Here is a 25597-nt window from a genome sequence, read left to right as displayed (position 1 = left end):
CCAAACTATCTATGCTTTCTACTGCCAACAAGGGGCTGCTCAGCGGACTGCTGCTATGGCTGCTGGCCACCTTACCTGGGTACGGCCAGATAGACTCTTTAAATGGCCTCACGGGCAAGCTGGCCCGCTACCAGCAGGCTGCCCTGCCCGAGAAGCTGTTTCTGCACCTGGACCGGCCCACCTATCTGAGCAGCGAAACCATTTGGTTTAAGGTGTATGCCGTAGATGGCACCTACGGCCGGCCCCTGGCTCTGAGTACCGTGGCATATGTAGAAGTGCTGAACCGGGAGCAGCAGCCCGTACTGCAAGGCAAAATAGCGCTGAAGAAGGCAAAGGGCCAGGGCTCTTTTTCAATTCCGGCTTCGCTGGCCTCGGGCACCTACACCGTGCGGGCCTATACCAGCTGGATGAAGAACTTTGGGCCCGAATACTACTTCCAGCAACCCGTTACCATCATCAATACTTCTGCCACGGCCGGGATAAAGGCGCGCAAAGACTCCGCCGCAGCCTATGATGTGCAGTTTTTCCCGGAAGGCGGGAACCTGGTGCAGGGCCTCAGCAGCAAAGTAGCCCTGAAGGTAACCGACCGCACCGGGCGCGGCATAGCGGCCGAAGGCAAAATCCTCAACCAGCAGGGCGCCGTGGTAGCGCAGTTTAAAACGCTGCGCTTTGGCATGGGCAGCTTCCGCTTTACGCCGGCCGCCGGTGCCAGCTACACGGCGGTGGTTTCCCTGGGCAAGCTGCCGGCAGCCACCTACAAACTACCGGCGGTATATGAGCAGGGGTATGTTATGCGCCTCGAAAGCACCTCACCTACCGCCCTTACGGTATCGGTAGCCGCTACTACCACTCAGCCGGAAACCCTTTCTCTGCTGGTACATTCTCGGCAAAAAGTAGTGGTAGCCGCCCGGCAGCCGCTGCTCAACGGGCAGGCCTTGTTCACTATTGATCGGGGGCAGCTACTGGATGGCGTTTCGCATTTCACCCTCTTCAATGCCGCGCAGCAACCCCTGTGTGAGCGGCTGTATTTTCAGGCGCCCCGGCAAACGCTCACCATCACGGCCCGGCCCGATAAGAACGGCTACACTACCCGCGACAAAGTAAGCGTGCAGGTGGCTACTGCCGCCGCCTCGCAGCCGGTAGGCGCCAGCGTATCCATGGCCGTATACCGGCTGGATTCACTTACCCGCGCATCCATTCCTGACATCACCAGCTACCTGTGGTTAGCCGCCGACCTGCGCGGCACTATTGAGCAGCCGGAGTATTATTTCTCGGCTACCAGCCCGGAAGTAGCGGAGGCCACCGATAATCTAATGTTGACGCAGGGCTGGAGCCGCTTCGACTGGAAGCAGGTACTGGCCGCAGCGCCCGTGGCCTTCGAGTTTCTGCCCGAACTAAACGGCCACCTGGTGCGCGGCCGCCTCACGCAGGCCGGCACCAATAAGCCGGTGCCGGGCATCACTACCTACTTATCAGCCCCCAGCCGTATTACCCGGCTCCAGAACGCGGTGAGCGGTGTCAATGGTGTTTTTCAGTTTGAGCTAAACCATTTTTATGGCCCCCAGGATATTATCGTTCAAACCGATCCGCAGCAGGATAGCACCTGCCAGATAGAAGTTTTTTCGCCCTTCTCCCCGCAATATGCTGCAGCCGTAGCGGGCGGGCCAGCCCTGCCTCGCTTTGCCCCCGATTATGCTAAGCGGCATTTTCAACAACAGGTGCAAACCATCTACTCCGGTAAATACGCTAACCGGATTACCATGCCCGCCCCCGATAGTACGGCCTTTTTTGGCAAGCCTGATGAGATATATCTATTGGATAAGTACACCCGCTTTAAGGTATTGGAGGAGGTTATGCGGGAGTACGTGCCCGGCGTAGATGTCCGGATTCGTAAAGATGGCTTTCATTTTTTGGTGAAGGATAAGATTAACGGGGCCCTGCTGACCCAAAACCCCATGGTGCTGCTGGATGGGGTTCCCGTCTTCAACATCAATAAAATGATGGCCATGGACCCACTTAAAATTCAGAAGCTGGAAGTGATGGATAGCCGGTATGTGCATGGCACCTCCATCTATGATGGCATCGTCAGCTTTACCACTTATAAAGGCAACCTGGCCGGTTTTTCCCTCGACCCGCGCGTGTTGGTGCAGGCCTATGAGGGCGTGCAGGGCCAGCGGGAATTTTACGCCCCGCGCTATGAAACCCCCGAGGCCCGGCAAAGCCGCCTGCCCGACTTCCGTAACCTGCTGTACTGGAACCCCGATATAGCCACCGCCGCCGGGGCCGGCAAAAGCGAGTTTTACACCGGCGACCAGGCCGGGCAGTATCTCATCGTTATCCAGGGCCTCTCAGATACCGGCCTGGCCGGCAGTGCGCGCACCATTCTGGAAGTAAAGCCGGCTTTGTAGCGGTAAAGCAAACGGACAAGCGACCCGGCCCGTACGAATCCTGCAGTTCTTATTATTGCCGGCTGCGTTTTCCTGCCCCGCTCACTTCCGTACCTTCGCTGCCCTATGACCGACGCCTCCGCCGCTCCCCAGCACCATAAACTCTTCCTGCTCGACGCTTTTGCCCTGATTTACCGCGCCCACTTTGCCTTCAGCAAAAACCCGCGCGTGAACTCCAAGGGCCTGAATACCGGCGCTATCCTGGGCTTTACCAACACCCTGGTGGAGGTACTGCAAAAGGAGAAGCCCACGCACATTGGCGTGGCCTTCGATGCGCAGAAAAAAACCTTCCGCCATGAGCAGTACGCGGAGTACAAAGCCCAGCGCCAGGCCATGCCGGAGGACATTGGGCTGGCCATTCCTTACATCAAGAAAATCATCAAAGCCTTCAACATTCCCATTCTGATGGTGGATGGCTTTGAGGCCGATGACGTGATTGGTACCCTGGCGCTGCGCGCCGAGCAGCAGGGCTTTGGCGAGGTGTTCATGATGACGCCCGACAAGGACTATTGCCAGCTGGTGACGGACTGCGTGAAGATTTACCGCCCGGCCTTTATGGGCAACTCCGCCGAGGTGCTGGATGTGCAGCACGTGCTGCAGCGCTTCGAGGTGGAGCGGGTAGAGCAGGTGATTGACATTCTGGGTTTGCAGGGTGACGCATCCGACAACATTCCCGGCATTCCCGGCATCGGCGACAAAACCGCCAAAAAGCTGATTCAGGAGTTTGGCTCGGTAGAAAACCTCATTGCCAACACCGATAAGCTGAAGGGCAAGCTGCAGGAAAACGTGCGCAACTACGCCGAGCAGGGCCTGATGAGCAAGGAGCTGGCCACCATCCATCTGGATGTGCCCATTGAGTTTCATGAGGAAAACCTGCGCCTGGAGCAGCCCAATGCCGATATGCTGCGCCAGCTGTTTGATGAGCTGGAATTCCGGCAGCTGGCTGCCCGCGTGTTGGGCGGCGGCAATGCCCCGGCCACCAGCACCCCACCGCCGCGCGGCGCCCGCAGGCCCAGCGTACCCGCCGGGCAGGGTTCCCTGTTTGATGCGCCCGGCGCCGTAGCGGTAGCGGCCGAGGAAGGCGAAACCGGCGCCTTTGGTGCCCCTGCCGGACCGCGCCGCCAACTGGCCGATGTGCCGCACCAGTATCACCTGATAGATACCCCGGAGCTGCGCCGCGAACTGCTGAAATTCCTGCTGCTGCAAAAAGAGGTCAGCTTTGATACCGAAACCACAGGGCTGGACACCATGACAGCCCGGCTGGTAGGCCTCTCCTTCTGCTGGCTGCCCGGCGAGGCCTACTACGTGCCCGTACCGCACGACGACCAGGAAGCTGCCCAGCAGCTGGTAGATGAGTTCCGTCCGTTCTTTGATGCCGAGCAGATTCTAAAAATCGGTCAGAACATCAAGTACGACCTCACTATTCTCAAGCACTACGGAATAGAGATTAAAGGGCAGCTCTTTGATACCATGCTGGCCCACTACCTGCTGGAGCCCGATATGCGCCACAACATGGACGTGCTGGCGGAAACCTACCTGCACTACACGCCCGTCTCCATTATTGAGCTCATTGGCCCTAAAGGTAAGAAGCAGAAAACCATGGCCGACATTCCCCCGGCTGAGGTGAAGGATTACGCCTGCGAGGATGCCGACGTCACGCTGCAGCTCAAGCACTACTTCGAGCCCAGGCTGGAGGCCGTGGGGCTGCTGAAGCTGCTGAATGAGGTAGAAAACCCGCTGGTGCCCGTGCTGGCCGCTATTGAGTACGAAGGCGTAAAGATTGACAGCGCCGCCATGGGCGAATACTCGGCGCAGCTGCAGGGCTACATTACCGAGCTGGAAGGCCAGATTTTTGCCGAAGCCGGCCAGTCGTTCAACATCGGCTCACCTAAGCAATTGGGCGAGGTGCTGTTTGATAAGATGGGCCTGGGCGGCGGTAAAATCAAGAAAACCAAAACCGGGCAATACGCCACCGGCGAGGAAATTCTGAGCGTGCTGGCCGCCGATGCGCCCATTGCCAGCCTCATTCTGGAGCACCGCCAGCTTACCAAGCTGCGCAGCACCTACGTAGAGGCCCTGCCCCAGCTGGTCTGTGAGCTGGATGGCCGCGTGCATACCTCCTTCAACCAGGCCGTAACGGCCACGGGCCGCCTGAGCAGCACCAACCCCAACCTGCAGAACATTCCTATCCGCACGGAGAAGGGCCGCGAAATTCGCAAGGCCTTTGTACCGCGCGATGCTGACCACGTGCTGCTGGCCGCCGACTACTCGCAGATTGAGCTGCGCATCATGGCCGATTTCTCCGGCGACAAAACCATGATTGAGTCGTTCCGCCAGGGGCTGGATATTCACGCCAGCACGGCCAGCAAAGTGTTTAAAGTGCCGCTGGACCAGGTAGATGGCGAAATGCGCCGCAAGGCTAAAATGGTCAACTTCGGCATCATCTACGGCATTTCGGCCTTCGGGCTGGCCCAGCGCCTGGGCGTTTCGCGCAAGGAGGCTACCGAAATTATTGAAGCTTATTTCACGGAGTTTTCCTCGGTGAAGAAGTTTATGGACGACAGCATTAACCGCGCCCGGGAGCTGGAGTACGCCGAAACCCTGCTGGGCCGCCGCCGCTACCTGCGCGACATCAATTCCCGCAACGCCACGCTCCGCGGCTACACGGAGCGCAACGCCATTAACGCCCCCATCCAGGGCACCGCGGCTGATATCATCAAGAAGGCCATGATCAACATTCATCACTGGCTGCTGGAAGAAAAACTGGGCACCAAAATGATTCTGCAGGTGCACGACGAATTGGTGTTTGATGCTGTGAAGTCGGAAATCGACTACATCACGCCCAAAATCAGGGAGCTGATGATTAATGCCCTGCCCCTGCCCCACGGCGTACCCATGGAGGTGGAGGTAGGCACCGGCAGCAACTGGCTGCAGGCGCACTAGCCCTGGGGTATCCGGCCCCATCTGTTGGCCGTATACCTCAGGGCCGGGCTACTCCCGGTGCTATCTATATGCTGGAAAACCAACCCACTACTACCCTGCAAAATGTTGCCCGTGGCTTGCTGGGCACTTTTATGGTAACAGCCGGCACCGGCCACCTCACCTTTGCCCGCCAGGAGTTTCAGGCCCAGGTTCCCGATTTTATCGCGCTGGATAAAGACACAGTAGTACTGGCTTCGGGCGTGGTGGAAATTGGGTTGGGGTTGGCGCTACTGGCATTGAAAGGAAAAAACCGGGTACGGATGGGTATCGGGTTGGCTGCGTTTTACGCGGCAGTATTTCCTGGAAACGTGCATCAATACACGCACCACATTTCGGCCTTCGGCCTCGACACGGATACCAAGCGGTTGGGACGGCTGTTTTTCCAGCCCGTATTAATGGGCTGGGCGCTGTGGTCAACGGGTGCTCTAAAGGCGCTAAAGCGTAAGTAGGTGCCCGCGCACGGAACTGTTAGCCCTTCAACGAGAACTGCCGCCGCTATATCCATAGCGGCGGCAGTTCTCGTTGAAATAAGAATATAAACTGGTAACTGGTAATGCTGTGGTTATCTTCTCACTCTCTAATTCACTTTGGTAAAAATTGATTTTCTAGTGTACAGAGTGTCTTTTTGGGATGATAAGTATTGACGGTTTATTACTAAGTGGGAGGCATCTAATTGAGATGTCTCATAATCACTGCCCACTTCGTGATAAACCCATCCCCAGGTAGACTTAATTTGAAGCTTGGTATTATTCTCTTTTAAAATCCAGGCACCTATTTCCAGATTCTTCTGGTGACTCTCGGGTTGCTCGGGTGGCCCGTCTGGCCAATAATGAGTGCAGGTACCCTCCAGCTGAGTCCACAGTATCCGACCATCTGCAGCTAAAGTATACTGGTCCAGCCCATAGCAGGGAATGAAAATGCTGTGTACCTCGCTGGAATTGCTGTTGACAGCTTTTGCCTCCACCGTATAATCCGTCAGGTGCCAGGTAGAGTTACTAACCAAGCCAGTCAGGTCAGTGGGGGATACTTCTTCATCCTTTTCACAGGACCCCAGCGTTAGACCGGCAGCAGCCAGAAATAAATACAAAACAGCTTTCATAAAAGGGAGAATAGAGGCTAGAAAATGTCTTACACGGGCATGACCGGCGCCTTCTTCTATTGGTTGCGTGGGGTTAGAGAAAAATAATGGTATGCTCCTGCCCCGCGTTTAATGCCCGGAAAGCACCAGCCGATAACCTATGCGCCTTCTTGCAGTTTAAGCCCTGTATGAGTGCTATTGAATTTCCAGAAGCCACTGCTTCTTTTGACGTGGTGATTATTGGGGCGGGTCCGGTGGGGCTGGCCTGCGCTATTGAGGCCCGGCGGCGCGGCCACACCGTGTGCGTGGTGGATAAAGGCGCGCTGGTAAACTCCCTGGTGGGCTACCCCACCAATATGGAGTTTTTCTCCACGCCCGAGCTGCTTGAAATTGGCAACTATCCTTTCCCCACCGCGCACTACAAGCCCCTGCGCGAAGACGCCCTGGACTACTACCACCGGGTGGCGGTGGCCGAGAAACTCCCGCTCCGCCTCTACGAAAAAGTAATGGGGCTGGAAGGCGAGCCGGGCCGCTATGAGGTAGTCACGGAGAAAGGCCGCATAGCCTGCGCCGCAGTGATAATAGCTACTGGCTTTTATGATATACCCAACCTGCTGAACGTACCCGGCGAAGACCTGCCGCACGTGAGCCACTACTACAAAGAGCCCTACGCCCACGTGGGGCAGCGGGTGGTGGTTATCGGGGCCAAAAACTCCTCGGCCAAAGCCGCCCTGCAGTTGCTACGCGCCGGCGCCGATGTAACAATGGTAGTGCGCGGCGCGGAGGTCAGTGAATCAGTGAAATACTGGATCCGGCCCGATTTGGTAAACCGCATTGCTGAAGGCCGGATTAAGGCATATTTCAGCAGCAGTGTGCAGCGCATTACCCCCGAGGCCGTGGAGGTGCTCACGCCGGAAGGTCTGCTCACCCTACCCACCAGCCACGTATATGCCCTCACCGGCTACCGGCCCAATTACGCGCTGCTGGCCGCCCTGGGCATTGCTACCCAGGATGATGCCGCGTGCACACCCTGGTACAATCCCGATACGTTTGAAACCAACCGCCCCGGCGTATACCTGGCCGGCACCGTGTGCGGCGGCCTGAACACCAGCCGCTGGTTTATTGAAAACGGCCGCCACCACGCGGCGGTTATTGCGGCGCACCTTACGCCGGTTTGCACGGTGAAGTAATAACTCCCAAATAAAAGCCCGTTTCTCCTGAGGAGAAACGGGCTTTTAGGTAGCCGGCATGGCTTATTTCTACCGTTAGAAAGCGGTATAAGTAAAGGTGTAGGTCACGGTTACATCTTTACCCGTATCCGGATCAACGTCCTTCTCTGAGTACTTCTGCACCATAGTGGTAGAGTTCAGTTCTGCCAGATCAACCGTATAGGAATCCCCACCGCCAATTTCAGAAACGGTCAGCTTGGTTTCGTCAGCTTCGAAGTTCCAGGATGCTTTCTGCATCTGGGGGTCACTGGCCGTATCATCACACTTCGTCGGCCCCTGATCGTAAGTAACGGTTTTATCGGTGCTGTACTTTTCAAAATCATCCTTCTGGCACGGCTCCATATCAGCGAAGAAATCCTGCGAATAGGATGTTGAACCCGAAGTCAGGGTCCCAACAGCCGCCGACAAACGCCAGTTCTTGGCCGTCAGCAGATCTGTCTTAGACTTAGGCTTGTCATTATCCTTCTTACAAGCCGAGAAGGTGCCTACGCATAGCAGGACGATAAACAGGCGGAAAAGGTGTTTCATGCGAATAAATGAAAAGTAGATAAGTGGTCTGTAGAAGCCTGCTAATAGAACCGGCGCAAAGTAGGACACAAGTATAGCCTTTCCGGCTTACTTCTGGCTGGAAAGTTCATAAAAAAGGCTCCCTGCTGGCAGGGAGCCTTTTTTATTAATGCATGCAGCAATACTTACGGGAACGTTACGCCCCGATAGTCATTGGGGTTTACTTTGGGCACCGAAGCGTTGTAGGCAGTATTTATCGCCTGAATAAATTCATTGGCAATGGCAGCGTAGCCACGGGGGGTGGGGTGCACGCCATCCAGGGAGAACAGGTTGCCAGAAATATAGGCTACCGTGTTATTTACCGCATTAACGGCAATACCATTACCGGCTACACTCACGAAAAAGGCATTCATATCCGCTACAGGAATACCCTTCGCCGCTGCTGCTGCCCGGATTTTCAGGTTCAGATCAGTAGTAGCTTTTTGTACGGTTGCCTGCTCCGCATCGTCCAATATCAGGGCGCTGGGGAAGGGGTTACCAGCACTAACACCAAACGCCTGGGTGGTGTCCAATTCGAAGGTGGCCAGCAGTGCCGCTACGGGCAGCTTTCTGGAGGCCGCTAAATCACGCCAGTACTTGCCGGTAGGCGCACCCAGCAAAGGAGCATAAGCACTGCTGGTAAGCGTGAACAGCTGACGGCCATTTCCACTGGCATCCCGAATGTCAGCAGTAGCAATCTGCTTGCGGTTGCCGGAGGTTGCGCCGCCCGGCTTAGCCCCCGTCAGGATTACCATGCCGGGAACACTCAGTTTAGTTAGGTTAGCACGTACGCTGGGACCTACGGTGGTGAAGAAAGGCAGGGCCGTTACGTTAGGAATAGTAGCCACTGCACCCTTGGCACCGCCGGAAGTCAGCGCGTCCAGGATACCAGCATAGTTGGTGGCAAACACTTCGGGGTCGGTGGTAGCACCGCTGGCGCCGCCGGCCGTAGCAAAGCCCAACACGTCGTTATTACCCAGCCACAGCGTGAAGAAGGTAGGCTTCTCCGCCGTTACGCGCGACTGCACGAAGCTGGTATACGTCATGAAGGTAGCAGGGTCACCGGCTTCGCCGGGCAGCAGGCGCTCAAAGTAGGGGTTGCCGGCTACGCTGCCATAACCCACTGTATTCACATCGGCTACGGCAATGCCGGGTACGGCCAGGTTTTGCACCGGGTCAGTGAACTTGGTGTACAGGGCCGTGCCGGCCGGCGACAGACCACGTACGGCCAGGTTGGTAGTTACGGGCTGCAGGTTGGGCGACCCAGCGCTGGTGAAACCGGCAAATCTCAGGTAGCCGCTACCGTTTGACTGAGCAGCCGCAAACAGGGGTTGCTTAAACTCACCGCCACCTACCAGCTTAAACTGCTGCGCCAGAATGTTAGGATAAGAGTTTTGCTGACCTTCCAGGTATAAACCACCATCGGAGTAACCCGCCGTGAGGGAGTTACCTACGGCCACATATTTCGAGAAGTCGGCGGAGCCTTTATCGGCTTTGGGAGCTTCCAGCTCAGGCTGGCAACCGCCCAGCACCAGACCCAGCAGTGCCAGGCCCGGCATTGATTTTTTAAACAATGTAATCATCGGAGTCAGGGGAGTAGACGCTTAGAAATTGTAGTTGAGGCCAATACCGGGAATTACAATCTGCGTTTTGTAAGTTCCTGCTACCCGGTCAGTCGTCTTGTTGTTCAGCAGGTCCTGCTGGGTTTGCGTGCGCTTCATCAGGCTGATGAACTGGGTGGAGAAATCCACCGAGAAATGCTCACCGGCTTTGTAAGAAACACCGGCAGTAACACCTAAGCGGTCCGCGTCCGGCGTTTCCGGCGACACGTAGCCATCTTTCACCGGCGACATATCAAAAGAACCGCCGGCCCGCACCGTAAAGGCATCGGTCAGCTTGTACTGGCCACCCAAACGCAGGGTCAGCGCATCCTGGTAAAAGCGCTTGGAGGTGCTGCTGGTAGCGCCGCCCACAGGGCCATTAAAGGTGAAATCGAGGCTGCGGTATTTGCTCCACTGCACGTGGTTCACGTCCAGGGCTACGGTCAGCTTCTCGGTGGGCATCACGCCAATGCCGATAGAAGTAGTAGCAGGCAGCGGAATGGTTACACCGAATTTGGTACCCGCAAAGCTGGCCTTAGCCGACTCCGGCAGGTTAGTGAACGTAATGTCGCCGCCATCTACGGTAGCGTCAATCTTGGAGCGGTAGGAAACCCCTACGCTCAGCTTCTCAGAAGGCTTGAAGTAAATACCGGCGTTTACGCCCAGCTTGGTATCAGCCTTGCCATCCAGCTCCACGTGGCCGTACTCGCCCTGGGCGTTGGTCACGGGAATATCGCGCTGCAGGTTTACCGAGCCGTGGGCCAGTACTACCAGGCCGGCACCAATGCTCAGCTGGTCGGTGAGGGCCAGGCTTACCGTAGGCTGCACAAACACCGACTTCAGGTCGATATCCGTCAGCGAGAAACGGCCTTCCCAGCCATCGGCGTACTGCAGCTTGCTGCCGAAGGGTGTGTAGACGGCAATACCTGCTTTCCACTTGCCCTCTGTTGGGCCAAAGCCTGCAAACAGGCTTACCGGAGTTACTATTGAGTTGCGCAGCGTGCGCTCGGAACCACCGTACTCGGCGCGGAATGCCTGCCGGGCAAAGGTGGCATTGGCACCCATCTGTACACCCCGCTCCCGTACCATGGCCAGGGCGCCGGGGTTGTAGAACATGGAGGCCTGGTCAAGCGCTAAGCCCGCGCCCACGCCGCCCATACCATTGTTTTTGATGCCGGCCAGCGACACCTGAAAGCCGCCTGCGGATGCAGCTGTTGCCGCCAGCATGGCACTACCTACGAGAAGTAGAGATTTTACATTCATACAAGAAAAATGTGGGTTGGGATAGTTGGGACTAAATGTAGGGAGAAAAAACGTTCAATTTAGTAGGCGTGCCTACCATTTTCATGGTGCATAGTAAGCCGGGCCACCTATTTGGCCGCTAGTATGCAAAAAATTAGCGTTAGCCCTATGAATGGGCTATTCCGGGTGGTGTTCTTTTACCTGCCGGGTGGGCAGGTGCAGACGCTGCCCGGCTACCAGCAGGTGCACGCGCAGGTCCAGCCCGCTTACCGGCTCGCCGCGCCCAATGCGGCCCAGGTTGTTGGCGCGCTGCCGGGAGCCATCTACCACCATCACCACCCCGTCGCCGAAAACCTCCGCCTCCGTTCCGCCCCGGATAATAAGGCCGGTTTCCTCTGACAGGCCCAGGCCCAGGCACATGGGATGGGCCAGCACGGCGTGAGCCAGCCGCCCAAAGCGGCCCCGTTCCACAAAATGCTGGTCAATGAGCAGCTTAGGCAGCAGCTCCAGCCCAGGCACAGTTTTAATGCCGCCTTTGCGCAGGGCCCGCCAGCCATAGCCATCTACCAGCATAAAATCAGAAAGCACGGCGGCGCCGGCACTGGTACCGGCAACAATAAAGTCGGCCTCCGTGCGGAAGCGCTCCTGCAGCTGGCGCAAAAACTCGGTACCGTGCAAAAACTCTACGATGCGCTCCTGGTCGCCGCCAGTGAAGAACACCACTTTGGTGCGCGCCAGCCGCCGGAGCGTGGCCGGGGCATCGGCGGGGTGGTGCTCATCAATGTGCAGGTGGTGGGGAGTCACGCAGCCCAGGTCGCGCAGGGCCTGCTCATAGGCTTTGGCGGTATCGTGAGGCTCACTGGAAGCCGTGGTGATAATCTCAATGGGGGCCTCGGGCTGGGGCAGCAGGTCGCAGAGCAGGGACAGCAACACGTCGTCGTCGCCGCCGCCAAGGGCGATGAGCGTACCAAGTGCAGGGCCGGATAACTGGGTCATAAAAGGCAGCGGGCAACAGCAACAGCGGGTCTCCGTTGCCCGGCTGCTACCCCGAAAGTAGTAGGCCTGTACGCAAAACCACCACCGGTAGCTAAGCCCGGGCTGAAAGGCCGGTGCTGCTTACGGGAAATAACCATTCTGTTGGCCGAAATTTCGGTCGGCAGTGCGGGTTAGCCGCCAGTTTATCCTAATTTTGCAGGCCGATTTTCACCTCAACCTGCTTGCCTAGCGAAGCATAAGCGCCTTCAGTCCGATGATTCAGCACCCCACCGCGGAAAACATCACGTCCCTGATTCAGGAGGGCGAATTTTTTAAGCTGAAGGAGGTTCTTAAACAGTTTGAACCGGCCGAGCTGGTAGAGCTGCTGGAGAACGAGGAGGAGCGCGAGCAGCTGATTATTTTCCGGCTACTGCCCCTGAAGCTGGCCACCGAGGTATTTGAGTACCTGGACCTGGATATTCAGCGCCACTTTCTGGCCAACCTTTCCCAGGAGAAAATTGCCGACATCCTCAATGAGATGTCGCCCGATGACCGGACGGCCCTGCTGGAATTCCTGCCCGATGACTTTGTAAAGGAGCTGATTCAGACCCTGTCGGAAGCGGAGCGCAAGGTTACGCTGGAGCTGCTGGGCTACCCCGAGTACAGCGTGGGCCGCCTGATGACGCCCGACTACATTGCTATTCGCGAAACCTGGACGGTGCAGCAGGTGCTGGACTACATCCGCCGCCACGGCGGGCAGTCGGAAACCATCAGCGTGCTCTACGTCACCGATAATAGGGGCGTGCTCATTGATGATATCCGCATCCGGCAGCTGCTGCTGGCCGATCCGCAGAGCCGCGTGAGCGAGCTGATGGACCGTCGCTACGTGAGCCTGCGCGCCATGCAGGACCAGGAAGCGGTAATTGACGTGTTCCGCAAAAACGACCGGGTAGCGCTGCCCGTGGTGAACGACGAAGGCGTGCTCTTCGGCATTGTCACCATCGACGATATTCTCGACATCCGGGAAGAAGAAGACACCGAGGACATTCAGAAACTGGGGGGCTCCGAGGCCCTGGACGAGCCGTACCTGGCCACCTCCATCTGGAGCATGGTGAAGAAACGGGCCGGCTGGCTGGTTATTCTGCTCATTGGTGAGATGCTGACTACCTCCGCCATGCACCATTTTGAGGATGACCTGCAGAAAGCCGCCGTGCTGGGCTTGTTTATCCCGCTCATTATCTCGGCCGGGGGCAATGCCGGCTCCCAGGCAACTTCCCTTATCATCCGGGCCATGAGCCTGGGCGAATTCACCCTCTCCGACTGGTGGCTGGTGATGCGCCGCGAGCTGCTTTCCGGCGTGCTGCTGGGCGGTATTCTGGGCGTGGTAGGCTCGTTGCGTATTATTCTGTGGGCCAACTACATCGACCCCGGCTATTTTGGCCCCTACTGGCTGCTGATTGCCGTAACGGTGGGCTTCTCCCTGCTGGGCATTGTGCTGTGGGGGGCGCTATCGGGGGCTATGCTGCCCATGCTGCTCAAGCGCCTGGGCCTGGACCCGGCTACCTCCTCCGCGCCTTTTGTGGCTACTCTGGTAGACGTAACCGGGCTGATTATTTACTTCTCCGTAGCCACTATGGTGCTGCGCGGCACGCTGCTGTAATAGACTTAGGCAGGCGCTAAAAATCCAAGCCTCCCTTTCCGCGGTTGGCCTTTTTGGCGCTGTGCTTTTTCTTGGATTCCAGGCGTTGGCGTACGGCCCCTTTGCTGGGTTTGGTGGCCTTGCGGGCTTTAGGCTTGTGCAGGGCTTTCAGCAGCAGCTGATGAAACTTCTGCAGCGCAATTTCTTTGTTGCGCAGCTGGCTGCGGTCCTCCTGCGCTACCACCTGCAGCAACCCATCTGCCGTGAGTTGCTTAGCCAGCTTAGTAAGCAGCACCTCTTTCTGCTCCTCGCTAAGCAGCTGAGAATCGGCTACGTGAAAGCGCAGCTCCACCCTGGACTCTACCTTGTTCACGTTTTGTCCGCCCGGTCCGCTGCTGCGGCTGGTTTGAAACTGAATTTCGGGTAGAAAGGCATCAACAGAAGGCAGCATGGGCAAGCAGAGTAAAGCAGGGAATAGCGGCGGCAAGTAGCACCAAACTGCGCATACCAGTACTCCGGCAATATAGTTCGCCTATTTCTCTCATACGGTAAGCCGGCTTTTGCCAGGCGGCACCGCAGAATCCAAGTATAAGGTTGAGGCGAAAGTATTTGGCTGGTGCCTGGCGGCTCTGCCAGCCTAGTGCCGGCGCATTGCAACCTGCGCGGCGGGCTCTTGTCTTATGTCCCGGCGCCGCTCTATCTTCGTCGCACTCAACCTTCTCCTCTGTTCTGCATGAAAATTTCTTCTGCGGCCCGGCGCTGCCTGGTGCTCGGCCCCGCTCTGGCCCTGGCGTTGGCCAGTTGCCAATCCTCCGGCTCTACCGGCACAGCCGGCCAGCCCGACCTGCTCCAGGCCAACCTGGACACCACCATTCATCCCGGCGACGACTTTTTCACCTACGCCAATGGCGGCTGGCTGAAAAAGCACCCCATTCCCGCCTCCGAAAGCGCCTGGGGCATTGGCAAAGAGGTGCAGAACGAGGTGTATGCCCGCCTGCGCGCCCTCAACCAGGAGGCCGCCAAAGCCAATGCTAAGGCCGGCACCAGTCAGCAGAAAATCGGTGATTTCTGGGCCGCCGGCCTGGATTCCGTAGCTATTGATAAGCAAGGCATTGCCCCACTGAAGCCGGAGCTGGACCGCATTGCCGCTATTAAGTCCCTGGCCGATGTGCAGGCCGTTATTGCCCGCCACAAGGTACTGGGCGTGAACTCCCTGATTGGGCTGTATGTGGCGCAGGACGCCAAAAACAGCGAAAAAATGGCCCTGCACCTGTACCAGGCCGGGCTGGGCTTACCCAACCGCGACTACTACTTTAACAAGGACACGCGCACCAGCAACATCCGCAAAGAATATGTGCGCCACGTAGCGCGCATGCTGCAGCTGCTGGGGCAGGACTCTGTTACGGCCCAGCGCCACAGCCAGCAGATTATGGCGCTGGAAACGGCGCTGGCTGGCTCTTCGCGCAAGCTGGAAGCCCTCCGCGACCCATACGCCAACTATAACAAGCGCGCCGTCGCTGACCTCGGCAAACTCACCCCCGGCATCGATTGGAAACCCTGGCTGGCTCAAATGGAGCTGGCTAAGGTAGATACCGTTATTGTGGGGCAGCCGGAGTTCTACCAGAAGGCCGGCCAGTTGCTGAAAACCACGCCGCTGGACCAGTGGCAGGCTTACCTGCAGTGGCACCTGGTGAACACCTTTGCCGGCCAGCTCAGCCACGACTTCGATAACGAGCATTTCCGTTTCTACGGCACCATTCTGCAGGGCCAGAAAGAGCAGCGCGCCCGCTGGAAACGCGTGCTGGATGAGGAAGAAGATGGCATGGGCGAAATTCTGGGTCAGCTGTTCGTAAAAGAATATTTCTCTCCCGAAACCAAGGCCCGCTACGCTAAGCTCACTGAAAATGTAGTGGCCTCTTTCCGGGAGCATATTCAGGCCCTGGACTGGATGAGCAACGCCACCAAGCAAAAAGCGTTGGTAAAGCTGGCCAAAATCACCCCCAAAGTAGGCTACCCCGATAAGTGGCGCGACTATTCCGCCCTCTCCATTACCCGGGATTCTTACCTGGGCAATGTGATGCGCGCCAACGAGTGGAACTATCGGTACCAGGTAAACAAGCTGGGCAAGCCCGTAGACCGCACCGAGTGGGACATGACGCCCCAGACGTACAACGCCTACTACAACCCCAGCAACAATGAAATTGTACTGCCCGCTGCCATTTTTGCCGTGCCCGGTTTGAAAGATGCCGAGGCCGATGATGCCATTATCTATGGCTACGCCGGCGCCTCCACCATTGGCCACGAGCTGACGCACGGCTTCGATGACGAAGGCAGCCAGTATGATGAGAAAGGCAACCTGCGCAACTGGTGGAGCAAGCAGGACCGCGCCGCCTTCCAGCAGCGCGTAAACGGCATTGTGCGCCAGTTCAATGGCTACACCGTGCTGGATTCCCTGCACATCAACGGCAAGGCTACGGCCGGCGAAAACATTGCCGACCTGGGCGGTATCGTCATTGCTTTTGATGCCTTTAAAAAGACCGATCAGTACAAGAAAGGCGAGAAAATTGGCGGCCTCACGCCCACGCAGCGTTACTTCCTGGGCTACGCCCTGGGCTGGCAGCACCACCAGCGGGATGAGGTGCTGGCCCAGCGCATCCTCACCGATGTGCATTCGCCGGCGCAGTACCGCGTAAACGGCCCCTTCGCCGATGTACCGGCCTTCTATGAGGCCTTCAACGTGAAGCAGGGTCAGCAGCTCTGGCGCCCCGACAGCACCCGGGTAACCATCTGGTAGCCGCGTTGCCCGTAGCAGCCCACACACTAAAAGGCCCCACCATAGCTAGCTGTGGTGGGGCCTTTTAGTGTGTGGGCTGTTGTCAGAAAATCATTAGAATCAGTAGCTTGGAAGAGCCTATCAGGCATTCCTTATGGAGGCTCCGTTTTTCCGGTTTTATCGTCCGTGCCCGGCCCTGCAGCCCTTTGTGAGCAACTACATGCTCATGCATGTGCAACTGAACCCGCTGCTGCCGCGGGTGGCTAACCCCTACCCCACCAACCCGGAGCAATGCCTGTTCTTTTATGCGCGCGATGCCGTGGAGGTGTTTAACTACGCCCACGAAAAAGAAAGCACCAGCCCGCCCAGCATTATTGTGGGGCCACAGGTGGCGCGGGTAAACCTGCGCATGGGCTACGACCAACTTACCATTAAAGTAGGCTTTCAGCCGGGCGGCCTGTTCCGGTTGTTTGGTATGCCGATGTGGCAACTCCTTGATTATTCCATTGATAGCAGCGAGCTGGCCGGCCGCGAAATCAGCCGCATCAACGAGCAGTTGCGGGAATTGAACGACTACCAGCAAATGATTTCGCTGGTGGAAAAGTATCTGTTGAGCAAGGTGGCCGCCCTGAAAAACGACGCTCATGCCGTGGATAAGGTAGCCCAGCTCATGCTGCAGAGCCATACCCGGCCCTTTTCACTGGACTGGCTGGCCAGCGAGGCCTGCCTGAGCGCCCGGCAGTTTGAGCGCAAATTTCTGGAGCGCATTGGCATGAGCCCCAAGCTTTTTATGCGGGTAGTTCGGTTTGCCCAGGCCTACCGCCTGAAAAACCAGCAACCTAACCTGGACTGGCAGGATATTGTGTACCGGTGCGGCTACTACGACCAGACCCACCTCATCAAAGACTTCCGGCTCTTTGCCCAGGTTACGCCCACCATGCTATTGAAAGAAGACGCGCAGGCGCCTATTAAACTGTTTCCGGGTAGCCCGTTCTAACGTCGGTTTTTTACTATTTCCCGGCTGCCCCGGCTTCTAGTTTTGCTTCATCACTTTTAATCGATGAAGCCCTATGAAAACCCTGTTCAGCCTCCTGCTTTGCCTGTGCCTGTTTGGCGGCGCACAAGCCCAGAAAGCCCCCTCTGCGGCCGATGAAAAGGCCATTCTGCAAGTTCACGAAGGCCTTATTGAGGCCTGGAACAAGCACGACACTGACCTGTACTTTACGTATCTGGCGCCCGATGCGCAGTGGGTAAATGTGGTGGGTATGTGGTGGCGCAACGCCGCCGAACACAAGTATGCCCTGGACATCTTCATGAAGATGATGTTCTACAAAACCACGCACATCGCCAACAAACCCGAAATAAGGATGCTGCGGCCTGACCTAGCCCTGGTGCGCCATACCTGGGAGCTCACGGGCTGGGTAATGCCCGACGGCCGCGACATGAGCGAATTTTCAACCGGCGTACTGACTCTGATTATGGAGAAGCGCAAAGGCCGGTGGCTTATTATCGATGGTCATAATACCTCCATCGACAAGAAAGCCCAAGACCCGGCCCTGTCTTTGAGAAAATAGCGCCTACATCGGCCGCCGTATTTCTGCGCCGGATGGCTTAAGCAAGCCGGGCTCTGAACTGCTGCAGATTTTTGGCGGCCTGCGCCCGCACTTTCCGCTGCAGAAACGGCGACCAGCCCAGCAGCCATCCCACCGGCCCCAGCGCCTGCCGCGACCAGCGCCAGAAGCTGAAAGCATCGTGGTGGGTATAAATCAGGCCATCGGAAAAGGTAAAGCGGGCTCGGATGCGGTTGTGCACCGGGCGCTTGGTTTGCGAGAAGGTGTAGCGGGCTTCCCAGTCGGCCTGGCCCTGGTGGTCGTGGGCGTGCACGTTGTTGTAAGTCAGCTGCAGGTCGTGGCCCCGCTCACAAAGCATGCGCCACATAGTGCCTATTTCGGGCGCACCGGTCAGGCTGAAGGCGGCGTCCTGGAAGGTGGCCTGTGGGTGGTAGCACATGGCCATGGCATGCCAGTCGCGGCGCTGAAAGGCCTGGTAGAAGCGGTGCAGCAGTTCCTCGTGAGGGTGCATGAGAACGGGGCGCTTGGGGGTGTGCGGGTTAAGGTAAAGAAAGCCGCGTTATGCCGCTGCGGGGTTAAGTGATTTTAACTTCCTTATTATTCCGGTTCGGCAAAAATTTGTGCTCTTCAGGCAACGATTTCGGGCAGCGCGTCATCTAACCAGCAAGCTCCTCACCCTTATTTTTTCATTATGAAATCCGCTACCCTTCTGCTGCTTCCTTTGCTGGCCTTCTCCTCGCTCACAGCCTTTCGCCCGGCGCCGGCCCATTCCGCAAGTGAGGCCCCGGCCGCCGAGCGCCGTGAGGTGCGGACGGTAGCCGCCTTTGAGGAACTATCCTTGAATATTCCCGCAGAAGTAATTTTGCGGCAAGGCAGCCCGCAGCGGGTAGAAATAGTGGGCGCGGAAGAAGATTTGGGCAGAATAGAAACCGTGGTGAAGGAAAACCGTCTGCGTATCCGGCTGCCGGAAAAAGACCGAAAGGCCGAGTGGTATAAAGGCACCAGCTTTAAGCAGCCCGTTAAAATCTACGTCACCATGCCCAACATTAAAATGCTGGGCGTAAGCGGCTCGGGCTCCATGAGCGGCGAAACCCCCATTAAGGCCCCGGCCCTGAAAGTGAGTATGTCCGGCTCAGGCGCCCTGCGCCTGAATCTGGTCACCGACCAGCTGCATACTTCCCTGTCCGGCTCGGGCCGCATCAGCCTCTCCGGCAGCACCGATGCGCATACGGTATCTATCAGCGGCTCCGGCCAGCTGGCAGCATCCAACCTGCGCACCAACGCTACGCAAATCAGCATCAGTGGCTCCGGCAACTGCCAGGTGCATGCCAGCCAGACGCTGCAGGCTTCAATTTCAGGGTCGGGCAATGTGCGATACCAGGGCAGCCCACAGGTTACCTCCCGCGTTATGGGCTCGGGCAACGTTCGGAAAGCGTAGGCTGCTCTACACGCTTCTGCTGCTTCTCCATAATAGAAAGCCCGGCGCTAAAGCTAGCGCCGGGCTTTCTGTCTTAAAAACCGTGCTTCTATTCTATCAGCAGTTTTTGGGTGGTGCTGCCGCCCTGGGTTATCAGGCGCACCAGGTAGGCGCCCCGGGCAAGGGTCGGCGCATTTATCCGGTACTCGCCGGTGCTTTGGGCGGGTAGCGTCTGGGTATAGAGGCGCCGTCCCTGCAGGTCCAGGATTTCCAGGGAGGCTGCGGCGGGTGTGGGCTGAGTTACGCGCACCATAAACTTACCGGCCGATGGATTAGGGAATACGTTCAGCAGCAACCCTTGCCGGCTGACCAGCTGCACGGTTTGCACCATGGAGTACTGCACGGCGCCGTCAAAATCGGTCTGGCGCAGGCGGTAGTAATTCAGGCCTGCCCCGGGGCGCCGGTCCACAAACTGATAGCGCTGGGCATTCGAGCTGTTGCCGACGCCAGCCTGCCGCCCTATTTCCGTAAAGTGCTGTCCATCGGTGGAGCGCTCCACGGCAAAGTAGGCGCTGTTTTTCTCCAGGGCCGTTTCCCAGTCCAGTTGCACGGTGCCTCCATTGGCCGCCCGGGCCTGGAAGCGCACCAGCTCTACCGGCAGCGGCGGCGTGGCCCCGATACCCGTGCAAAGCAGTGTAGTAGGAATCACCACCGTATCGGGAATGCCGGCAGCGGGGCTCACCCAGCGCAGGATCAGCCGGTTGCTGGCCGTAAACTCGCCGTAGTGCACCAGAATAGGGTGCAGCCCGGCTGCCAGGGTTACGGTGCCGGTAATGGTGCGCGGCGGGTGGCCGGTGCCATTATTAATCAGGGCACTTTCCGTGGTAGGGGGCGTAGCCAGGGCGGCACCATCCAGCCACAGGTAAGAGGCATCATCAGAAGTCAGCGCGAAGGTGTACTGGCCGGCTACGGGCACGTACAGGCGGCCCCGGAAGCGGGCACTGTACATATTGGGGGTGCCTTTTGAATCAAACTCCGGCCCCACCAGCGTCCCCCAGTCATCCTGATTAAAGTTCAGCCCCAGCTCCGTGCGCAGCATGCTGGGCGTTTGGGCGGTGAAGAAGTTCTGGTTGTTCTCTAAATCATCAAAATAGCCCGCATAATACTCCCCGTAGAGGCCGGCCGTAGCGGGCTTATTGCCGGGGTCGGTGCCGGTGCAGCCAGGCGGTGGCGGCGGCGCAATAACAAAGGCATACGTGCGCGGAAAGGTGGTGGAGCCTTCGGTATTGATAACGGCTACATCTACCTGGTAGCGTCCTTCCGGCACGGTACCATCTACCAGCAGGCGGCCGGTAGCGGCATCAATGGTAATTCCGGCGGGCAGGTCTTCGGCATTAGTCAGGGCAAAGCCGGTTACCGGCCGCGGGCTGGTAGCTGTGGGCACCACCGAGGAACCGCTGTCGCTAACACCCACCGTGGTAGTAATGGGCGAATAAGCCAGGGTTTGAGGCAGTTGCCAGAACGGCTGCAGCGGGGTACCGAAGGCGGTGCTGGGAATAATCTGGCGGGCAATACCGGCTGCCGTGCTGGACCATTCCAGTTGCAGAACGTTGCTGCCCTCGCCTTCGCCGTACAGCACCAGCACGTTGTGCAGGCCGGCCGTGAGAAAGCGCCGCACTTGTTTGGTAACGGGCGCGTGGCTGCCGCCATCATTAATAGCAGCTTTACTCAACAGCAGCGGGGAGCTGATGGCATCATTATCCAGCCAGAGAATGGCCCCGTCGTCGGAGGTCAGATAGAAGATATAATTGCCGGTAACCGGCACGCTGAGGGTGCCCCGGATGCGGGCGCTGAAGTTATTGGGGTTGCGGAGGGAGCCGGTAGCGGGCGGATTGATAATGCCCCAGTTGTCGGTCATATCCAGCTGAGGAATCACCCAGGAGCGGGAAGTAGCCTGCGCGAAAAACGCATTAAAGTCAGAGGTGGTGTTGAAGTTGCCGGGGTAGTACTCAATATACAGCCCCTGCGCCGCCGGGTGCCCGCCGGGGTCGGTGCCGGTTACCCCGGCGGGTGGTGGGGGCGTAATGATAAAGGTGAAGACCTGGGTGAAAGTGGTGGAGCCGTCCTGGTTGGCCACGGCTACATCGGCCACGTAGGTACCGGCCGGCACGTCCTTATCGGCCGTTAATACCCCCGTTGACTGGTTAATGCTGATGCCCGCGGGCAGCGCCGAGGAATTGGTCAGGATATATTCGCTGATGCGCGAGTCGCTGGTAACGGTGGGGGGCGCCGAGGTAACCTTGGTGCCGGTGGCCGTGGCGGTATAGTTGGGGGTGTACACCAGGCTTTGCGGATAAGAGCGCAGGGGCTGAATGCTGGTACACAGCGACGCCGAGGGAATAATCTCCCGGCTGATGCCCGCATCGGCGCTGGCCCATTCCAGCTTAAGGATGTTGCTCCCGGCTACGTCGCCGTAGTGCACCAACACGTTGTGCAAGCCTTTGGTGAGGTATACCGTGGCTGTTTTTTCCGTGGGGCCGTGGCTTCCTCCGTTCTTAATGGCAGCAGTAGCACTGGTGGGCGTAGCCAGGGCCGCGTTATCCAGCCACAGAAAGGAGCCATCATCAGAAGTCAGATACAGCGTATAAGTACCCGCTTTCTGCACCATCAGGCTACCCCGAAACCGCACACTGAAGTTATCCTTGGCCCCGGGGCTGGCGCCGGGGGCACTGGTAGCGGGGGGCGAAATGCTTCCCCAGCTAGCAGTGTTGGTAAAGTTTAGGAGGACATCTACCCGTACCAGGCCCGCTGTATTGACCGCAAAGAAGCTCTGGTCATCATTAAAATAGCCGGCGTAGTACTCGGCGTACAGGCCATTCGTAGCGGCCTGGCCGCCGGCATCCTGCCCGGTGCAGGTTACCGCCGGCCCTTGCGCCGGTGCTACCAGGCTAATCAGGCTTAGAATAACCAGACTGAAAGGAAATAAACCACGCCGTAAAACCTGTGAAAAAAGATGCTTCATAACCTCAGGATTTAAAGTGAACCACCTTGCCTTAGAGGTTAAAAATATATTTCTTTCACGAAAAAGAAAAATACTTTATTGGAATTATTATATGAATATTATAAGTATTTAACCCCCTTATATAACTATAGAAAGCACATATCTTGCGCCACTCTTTGCAGCGTTAATATTTAACTACTACTATTTTTGTGGACCAATGCCTAAATTTTACACATACTGAATAAGGCGCATCTGCTGGCTCCGCTAGCCATAGTTCTTGGCTTGCCGGTTTTAGAACCTGCTCCCGAAATGCTTATTTGCCATTGCGCTGTCTTCCTTTGCGCGGCTCTTTTTCCCGTTCATGTCGCATTCCCAAGTTAAGCTACCTGCCTGCGCCAACTGCGCCTACCCGTTTCCCGAAGAGCAGCCCAATGAGTTTTGCCCGCGCTGCGGCCAGCAGAATCATGAGATAAACCTCTCCTTTGGCCACGTACTGGAAGAAACGCTGGAGGGCGTGTTTCACTTCGACTCCAAGGTTTTCCGCACGCTCCGGCTGCTACTGTTCAAACCCGGCCGCCTCACCCAGCTGTTTAACGACGGGCACCGGGTAGATTTTGTCCCGCCTATCCGGCTGTATGTCTTTATCAGCTTTGTGTTTTTCCTGCTGCTCTCGCTGCAGCACAGTGATTCGGGCAAGAAGGAGAAGGTATTTTCTGATCTTAAAGTAACCACAGAGGCCGATAAACGAGAGCTGGCCGAAGCCGATTCGCTGCTGCAGAATACGGTGGGAGAAAAGCCTTTTGGTTTCACCGTGGGCAAGTCCGACAGCAAGGACACCACCAATATCTTCGATCTGAAATTAAGCCAGCGGGACGTGCAATGGTTCTCGGAACACGCCACCGCCGCCCGCACCGATTCCATGATTCGGGCTAACGGCAAGGAACCCACCTGGTACCGCCGGCTGGCCCTGAACCGCCTGCCCCGCATTCAGAATGCCACCAAAGAGGAGATTGAGTACAAGCTGCAGAAGAGCATTTCCATAGCTATGTTTCTGTTGATGCCTCTGTTTGCCCTGTTGCTGAAGGCGCTTTACATCCGGCACCACCAGTACTACATCAGCCACCTGATTCTGTCCATCCACTTCCATTGCTTTGCCTTTCTGCTGTTCACGGCCAAGCTATTGCTGGGCTACGTGTACAGCTCAGACTGGGTAGTGCTGGTGATGCTATTTCTGCCGGCGTGGTACCTCTACAAGGCGCTGCGCCTCATCTATCAGCAGTCGGGGCGCAAAACGCTGGCCAAAGTGCTGCTGATGATGCTGAGCTACGGGCTGGTTATTGCCCTGGTGCTGATGGGCGCGCTGGTGGCCAGCCTGATGATGGTATAGGCAGCTCAGCGGTACTACTGCTGGTTGAAAATGCCTTTCAGAAAGCCGTTGTTCTGCTCCTTTTTCGGCTTCGATTTCTTTTTGTCATCATCCCCGCCCAGAATGCCTTCCAGAAAGCCGCGCTTCTTTTCTTTCACTAGGATGTAACGCAGCGACAAGCCGGTGGGAAAGCGCGCCCAGTCGGCGGAGTTAAACTCAATGGAAGGCTTAAAATCGGTAGAGATAACCAAGGGCGTGAAAGCAATTTTATACTCCAGCCCCACAATGCCGTCGAAGCCGCCAAAGGAGCCGTTGTCCTTGTTGTTGCCCACGTGGCCGCCTGCCCCAAAGTAGTAGTTGAGACTGGGGCCCAGAATGGGGAAGTGCCGCTCTAACAGCACGGTAGCACTTACCTCCCGGGTATCGGCCAGCGCCAGGCCTTCCAGCGTGGACTTCTCCCACACTTTTTGCTGCACCGTTAAGCCATAGCCATTGGGGCTGTAGCGGAAGCCCGCCGCCGTGCGGTATTTCTGCGCCTGCGCGCCGGAAAACGACAAAACCACGAGCAGCAATACCAGAAACACCCGGCCGGAGAAACGCGCAAACACCATAAATTAAGAAAAAGGTATACTTCAGAATGAACCCGACAACGGATAATGTCCGTTGAACGCACAACGGCGGTGCAAAGTACGCGCCGCTTTCCCAGGTTTGCCAGTTTTGGCCGGGGTCCCGTACCTTGCTACCTGATTTCTATTCCGCATTTTCGGTTTTTGCCAGTGTATATTCACCACGTTGCCTACTATCTGCCGGAGCAGGTAGTCACGAATGAGCATTTCTCCCGCCTGAACGGCCTCTCCCACGAATGGATTGTTGAGCGGACCGGCATTCGGGAGCGGCGCAAAGCCGGCCCAGGTGAGAATACCAACACTATGGCCATTGAAGCCACCCGGCGCGCCCTGGCCGCCGCCCCGGCTTTTGAAGCGGAAAAAGTAGACCTGATTGTAGGCGCCACCTACACCCCCCACGATACCATTGTAACCCTGGCCCACGTGGTGCAGCACGCTATTGATGTACCCGATATTCCGGTAGTCAGCGTTTCCTCGGCCTGCTCTTCCCTGCTGAATGCGCTGGAAGTGGTGGAAGGCTACTTTGCCATGAATAAAGCCACCCGGGCACTGGTCGTGGTTTCGGAGCACAACACCGCCTACTACAACGAGGACGATACCGTAGCCGGCCACCTCTGGGGCGACGGCGCCGCTACCCTGCTGGTAACCAAAGAGCGCCTGGCCCCCACCGACCTGCGCATGGTGGATTTGATGACGGGCGGGGCCGCCACCGTGGGCAAAGCCACCATCAGCGTAACGCTGAAGCCTGTGGAGCGCGGCATTGTAATGCCCTTTGGCAAGGACGTGTTTATCTGGGCCTGTCAGTACATGGCCCGCGTAACCGGCCAGATCATGGAGCGTAACGGCCTGCACCTGGACGACATCACCTACCTGATTCCGCACCAGGCCAACCGCCGCATCACCAACAATGTGCTGCAAACGCTGGCTTTGCCGGAGGAGCGCGCGGTATCCAATATCGAGTACCTGGGCAATACCGGCTGCGCCGGCGCCGCTATTGGCCTGGCCGATACTATGGGCCAGCTGCAGCCCGGCAACCGCGTGGTGCTGACGGTATTTGGCGGCGGCTACTCCTACGGCGCCATGCTGCTGGAGCGCTAACCGGCG

20 protein-coding genes are annotated in these 25597 nt (G+C 57.5%); 11 read left to right on the top strand and 9 right to left on the bottom strand.

Going from position 1 to position 25597, the window contains the following annotated elements; all coding sequences use genetic code 11:
- The first annotated feature begins 11 nt into the window (after positions 1-11).
- From PK28_RS03130 to PK28_RS03120, 3 genes are all read left to right on the top strand, one after another.
- A complete protein-coding gene (locus PK28_RS03130; RefSeq protein WP_044511305.1) occupies positions 12-2408 on the top strand; it encodes a hypothetical protein in 2397 nt (798 codons plus the stop codon).
- Positions 2409-2513: 105 nt separating this feature from the next.
- Positions 2514-5390: a DNA polymerase I gene (polA, locus tag PK28_RS03125; protein ID WP_044511300.1), complete on the top strand. Its 2877-nt coding sequence runs from the start codon at positions 2514-2516 to the stop codon at positions 5388-5390.
- Positions 5391-5458: 68 nt separating this feature from the next.
- On the top strand, positions 5459-5878 hold the full coding sequence (locus PK28_RS03120; RefSeq protein WP_044511298.1) for a DoxX family protein: 420 nt from the start codon (positions 5459-5461) through the stop codon (positions 5876-5878).
- 128 nt (positions 5879-6006) lie between these two features.
- Here PK28_RS03120 and PK28_RS03115 read toward each other — a convergent pair whose 3' ends face one another.
- Positions 6007-6528, bottom strand: a complete 522-nt coding sequence (locus PK28_RS03115; RefSeq protein ID WP_044511297.1) for a hypothetical protein — start codon at positions 6526-6528, stop codon at positions 6007-6009.
- Positions 6529-6695: 167 nt separating this feature from the next.
- Here PK28_RS03115 and PK28_RS03110 point away from each other — a divergent pair, with 167 nt between their 5' ends.
- The gene (locus tag PK28_RS03110; RefSeq protein ID WP_044511294.1) at positions 6696-7697 is read left to right on the top strand and encodes a YpdA family putative bacillithiol disulfide reductase; all 1002 of its coding nucleotides are present in this window, start codon (positions 6696-6698) and stop codon (positions 7695-7697) included.
- Positions 7698-7772: 75 nt separating this feature from the next.
- Here PK28_RS03110 and PK28_RS03105 read toward each other — a convergent pair whose 3' ends face one another.
- The 4 genes from PK28_RS03105 to PK28_RS03090 form a co-directional block, all read right to left on the bottom strand.
- Positions 7773-8264 (bottom strand): hypothetical protein, encoded by a 492-nt coding sequence (locus PK28_RS03105; RefSeq protein ID WP_044511287.1) that lies wholly within the window; start codon positions 8262-8264, stop codon positions 7773-7775.
- Between the two features lie 164 nt (positions 8265-8428).
- Complete coding sequence (locus PK28_RS03100) at positions 8429-9865, bottom strand: SGNH/GDSL hydrolase family protein (RefSeq protein ID WP_048825512.1); 1437 nt, start codon at positions 9863-9865, stop codon at positions 8429-8431.
- Positions 9866-9886: 21 nt separating this feature from the next.
- Positions 9887-11146: an OmpP1/FadL family transporter gene (locus PK28_RS03095; protein WP_044511284.1), complete on the bottom strand. Its 1260-nt coding sequence runs from the start codon at positions 11144-11146 to the stop codon at positions 9887-9889.
- Positions 11147-11302: 156 nt separating this feature from the next.
- Complete coding sequence (locus PK28_RS03090) at positions 11303-12121, bottom strand: cyanophycinase (RefSeq protein WP_048825508.1); 819 nt, start codon at positions 12119-12121, stop codon at positions 11303-11305.
- A gap of 253 nt (positions 12122-12374) precedes the next feature.
- Here PK28_RS03090 and mgtE point away from each other — a divergent pair, with 253 nt between their 5' ends.
- Positions 12375-13760: a magnesium transporter gene (gene mgtE / locus PK28_RS03085; RefSeq protein ID WP_044511281.1), complete on the top strand. Its 1386-nt coding sequence runs from the start codon at positions 12375-12377 to the stop codon at positions 13758-13760.
- A 16-nt stretch (positions 13761-13776) separates the two neighbouring features.
- Here the strand turns inward: mgtE and arfB are convergent, their stop codons facing one another.
- A complete protein-coding gene (gene arfB, locus PK28_RS03080; protein ID WP_044511279.1) occupies positions 13777-14190 on the bottom strand; it encodes an alternative ribosome rescue aminoacyl-tRNA hydrolase ArfB in 414 nt (137 codons plus the stop codon).
- Positions 14191-14472: 282 nt separating this feature from the next.
- On the opposite strand from arfB, the gene PK28_RS03075 reads away from it, so the two are divergent.
- The 3 genes from PK28_RS03075 to PK28_RS18805 all read left to right on the top strand — a co-directional run bounded on the left by PK28_RS03075 (position 14473) and on the right by PK28_RS18805 (position 18086).
- Complete coding sequence (locus PK28_RS03075; RefSeq protein WP_044511276.1) at positions 14473-16533, top strand: M13 family metallopeptidase; 2061 nt, start codon at positions 14473-14475, stop codon at positions 16531-16533.
- Between the two features lie 133 nt (positions 16534-16666).
- A complete protein-coding gene (locus tag PK28_RS03070; protein WP_048825505.1) occupies positions 16667-17509 on the top strand; it encodes a helix-turn-helix domain-containing protein in 843 nt (280 codons plus the stop codon).
- A 73-nt stretch (positions 17510-17582) separates the two neighbouring features.
- A complete protein-coding gene (locus PK28_RS18805; protein ID WP_048825503.1) occupies positions 17583-18086 on the top strand; it encodes an SgcJ/EcaC family oxidoreductase in 504 nt (167 codons plus the stop codon).
- Positions 18087-18123: 37 nt separating this feature from the next.
- On the opposite strand, the gene PK28_RS03060 is transcribed toward PK28_RS18805, so the two are convergent.
- Entirely contained in the window at positions 18124-18594 is a 471-nt protein-coding gene (locus tag PK28_RS03060; RefSeq protein ID WP_044511273.1) for a nuclear transport factor 2 family protein, read from the bottom strand.
- 180 nt (positions 18595-18774) lie between these two features.
- Here PK28_RS03060 and PK28_RS03055 point away from each other — a divergent pair, with 180 nt between their 5' ends.
- Positions 18775-19521 (top strand): head GIN domain-containing protein, encoded by a 747-nt coding sequence (locus PK28_RS03055; protein ID WP_044511270.1) that lies wholly within the window; start codon positions 18775-18777, stop codon positions 19519-19521.
- Between the two features lie 88 nt (positions 19522-19609).
- On the opposite strand, the gene PK28_RS18800 is transcribed toward PK28_RS03055, so the two are convergent.
- On the bottom strand, positions 19610-22522 hold the full coding sequence (locus tag PK28_RS18800; protein WP_048825501.1) for a PA14 domain-containing protein: 2913 nt from the start codon (positions 22520-22522) through the stop codon (positions 19610-19612).
- 340 nt (positions 22523-22862) lie between these two features.
- Between PK28_RS18800 and PK28_RS03045 the strand changes: the two genes are divergently transcribed.
- Positions 22863-23888, top strand: a complete 1026-nt coding sequence (locus tag PK28_RS03045; RefSeq protein WP_044511268.1) for a DUF3667 domain-containing protein — start codon at positions 22863-22865, stop codon at positions 23886-23888.
- 14 nt (positions 23889-23902) lie between these two features.
- Here PK28_RS03045 and PK28_RS03040 read toward each other — a convergent pair whose 3' ends face one another.
- On the bottom strand, positions 23903-24478 hold the full coding sequence (locus PK28_RS03040) for a hypothetical protein (RefSeq protein WP_044511265.1): 576 nt from the start codon (positions 24476-24478) through the stop codon (positions 23903-23905).
- 165 nt (positions 24479-24643) lie between these two features.
- Here PK28_RS03040 and PK28_RS03035 point away from each other — a divergent pair, with 165 nt between their 5' ends.
- On the top strand, positions 24644-25591 hold the full coding sequence (locus PK28_RS03035; protein WP_044516132.1) for a 3-oxoacyl-ACP synthase III family protein: 948 nt from the start codon (positions 24644-24646) through the stop codon (positions 25589-25591).
- Positions 25592-25597 lie beyond the last annotated feature (6 nt).

It is taken from the genome of Hymenobacter sp. DG25B (assembly GCF_000801315.1).
Taxonomy (GTDB): domain Bacteria; phylum Bacteroidota; class Bacteroidia; order Cytophagales; family Hymenobacteraceae; genus Hymenobacter.
Note: the sequence above shows the minus strand (reverse complement) of the source record. Positions and strands in the feature narration are given on the sequence as shown.

Excerpts from the sequence above, each read along its gene's own strand:
- arfB (WP_044511279.1), bottom strand. The coding sequence starts at position 14,190 with ATGCTGCCTTCTGTTGATGCCTTTCTACCCGAAATTCAGTTTCAAACC.
- mgtE (WP_044511281.1), top strand. The coding sequence starts at position 12,375 with ATGATTCAGCACCCCACCGCGGAAAACATCACGTCCCTGATTCAGGAG.
- PK28_RS03045 (WP_044511268.1), top strand. The coding sequence starts at position 22,863 with ATGTCGCATTCCCAAGTTAAGCTACCTGCCTGCGCCAACTGCGCCTAC.
- PK28_RS03070 (WP_048825505.1), top strand. The coding sequence starts at position 16,667 with ATGGAGGCTCCGTTTTTCCGGTTTTATCGTCCGTGCCCGGCCCTGCAG.
- PK28_RS03100 (WP_048825512.1), bottom strand. The coding sequence starts at position 9,865 with ATGATTACATTGTTTAAAAAATCAATGCCGGGCCTGGCACTGCTGGGT.
- PK28_RS03130 (WP_044511305.1), top strand. The coding sequence starts at position 12 with ATGCTTTCTACTGCCAACAAGGGGCTGCTCAGCGGACTGCTGCTATGG.
- polA (WP_044511300.1), top strand. The coding sequence starts at position 2,514 with ATGACCGACGCCTCCGCCGCTCCCCAGCACCATAAACTCTTCCTGCTC.
- PK28_RS03060 (WP_044511273.1), bottom strand. The coding sequence starts at position 18,594 with ATGCACCCTCACGAGGAACTGCTGCACCGCTTCTACCAGGCCTTTCAG.
- PK28_RS18805 (WP_048825503.1), top strand. The coding sequence starts at position 17,583 with ATGAAAACCCTGTTCAGCCTCCTGCTTTGCCTGTGCCTGTTTGGCGGC.
- PK28_RS03090 (WP_048825508.1), bottom strand. The coding sequence starts at position 12,121 with ATGACCCAGTTATCCGGCCCTGCACTTGGTACGCTCATCGCCCTTGGC.
- PK28_RS18800 (WP_048825501.1), bottom strand. The coding sequence starts at position 22,522 with ATGAAGCATCTTTTTTCACAGGTTTTACGGCGTGGTTTATTTCCTTTC.
- PK28_RS03105 (WP_044511287.1), bottom strand. The coding sequence starts at position 8,264 with ATGAAACACCTTTTCCGCCTGTTTATCGTCCTGCTATGCGTAGGCACC.
- PK28_RS03095 (WP_044511284.1), bottom strand. The coding sequence starts at position 11,146 with ATGAATGTAAAATCTCTACTTCTCGTAGGTAGTGCCATGCTGGCGGCA.
- PK28_RS03075 (WP_044511276.1), top strand. The coding sequence starts at position 14,473 with ATGAAAATTTCTTCTGCGGCCCGGCGCTGCCTGGTGCTCGGCCCCGCT.
- PK28_RS03040 (WP_044511265.1), bottom strand. The coding sequence starts at position 24,478 with ATGGTGTTTGCGCGTTTCTCCGGCCGGGTGTTTCTGGTATTGCTGCTC.
- PK28_RS03115 (WP_044511297.1), bottom strand. The coding sequence starts at position 6,528 with ATGAAAGCTGTTTTGTATTTATTTCTGGCTGCTGCCGGTCTAACGCTG.
- PK28_RS03110 (WP_044511294.1), top strand. The coding sequence starts at position 6,696 with ATGAGTGCTATTGAATTTCCAGAAGCCACTGCTTCTTTTGACGTGGTG.
- PK28_RS03055 (WP_044511270.1), top strand. The coding sequence starts at position 18,775 with ATGAAATCCGCTACCCTTCTGCTGCTTCCTTTGCTGGCCTTCTCCTCG.
- PK28_RS03120 (WP_044511298.1), top strand. The coding sequence starts at position 5,459 with ATGCTGGAAAACCAACCCACTACTACCCTGCAAAATGTTGCCCGTGGC.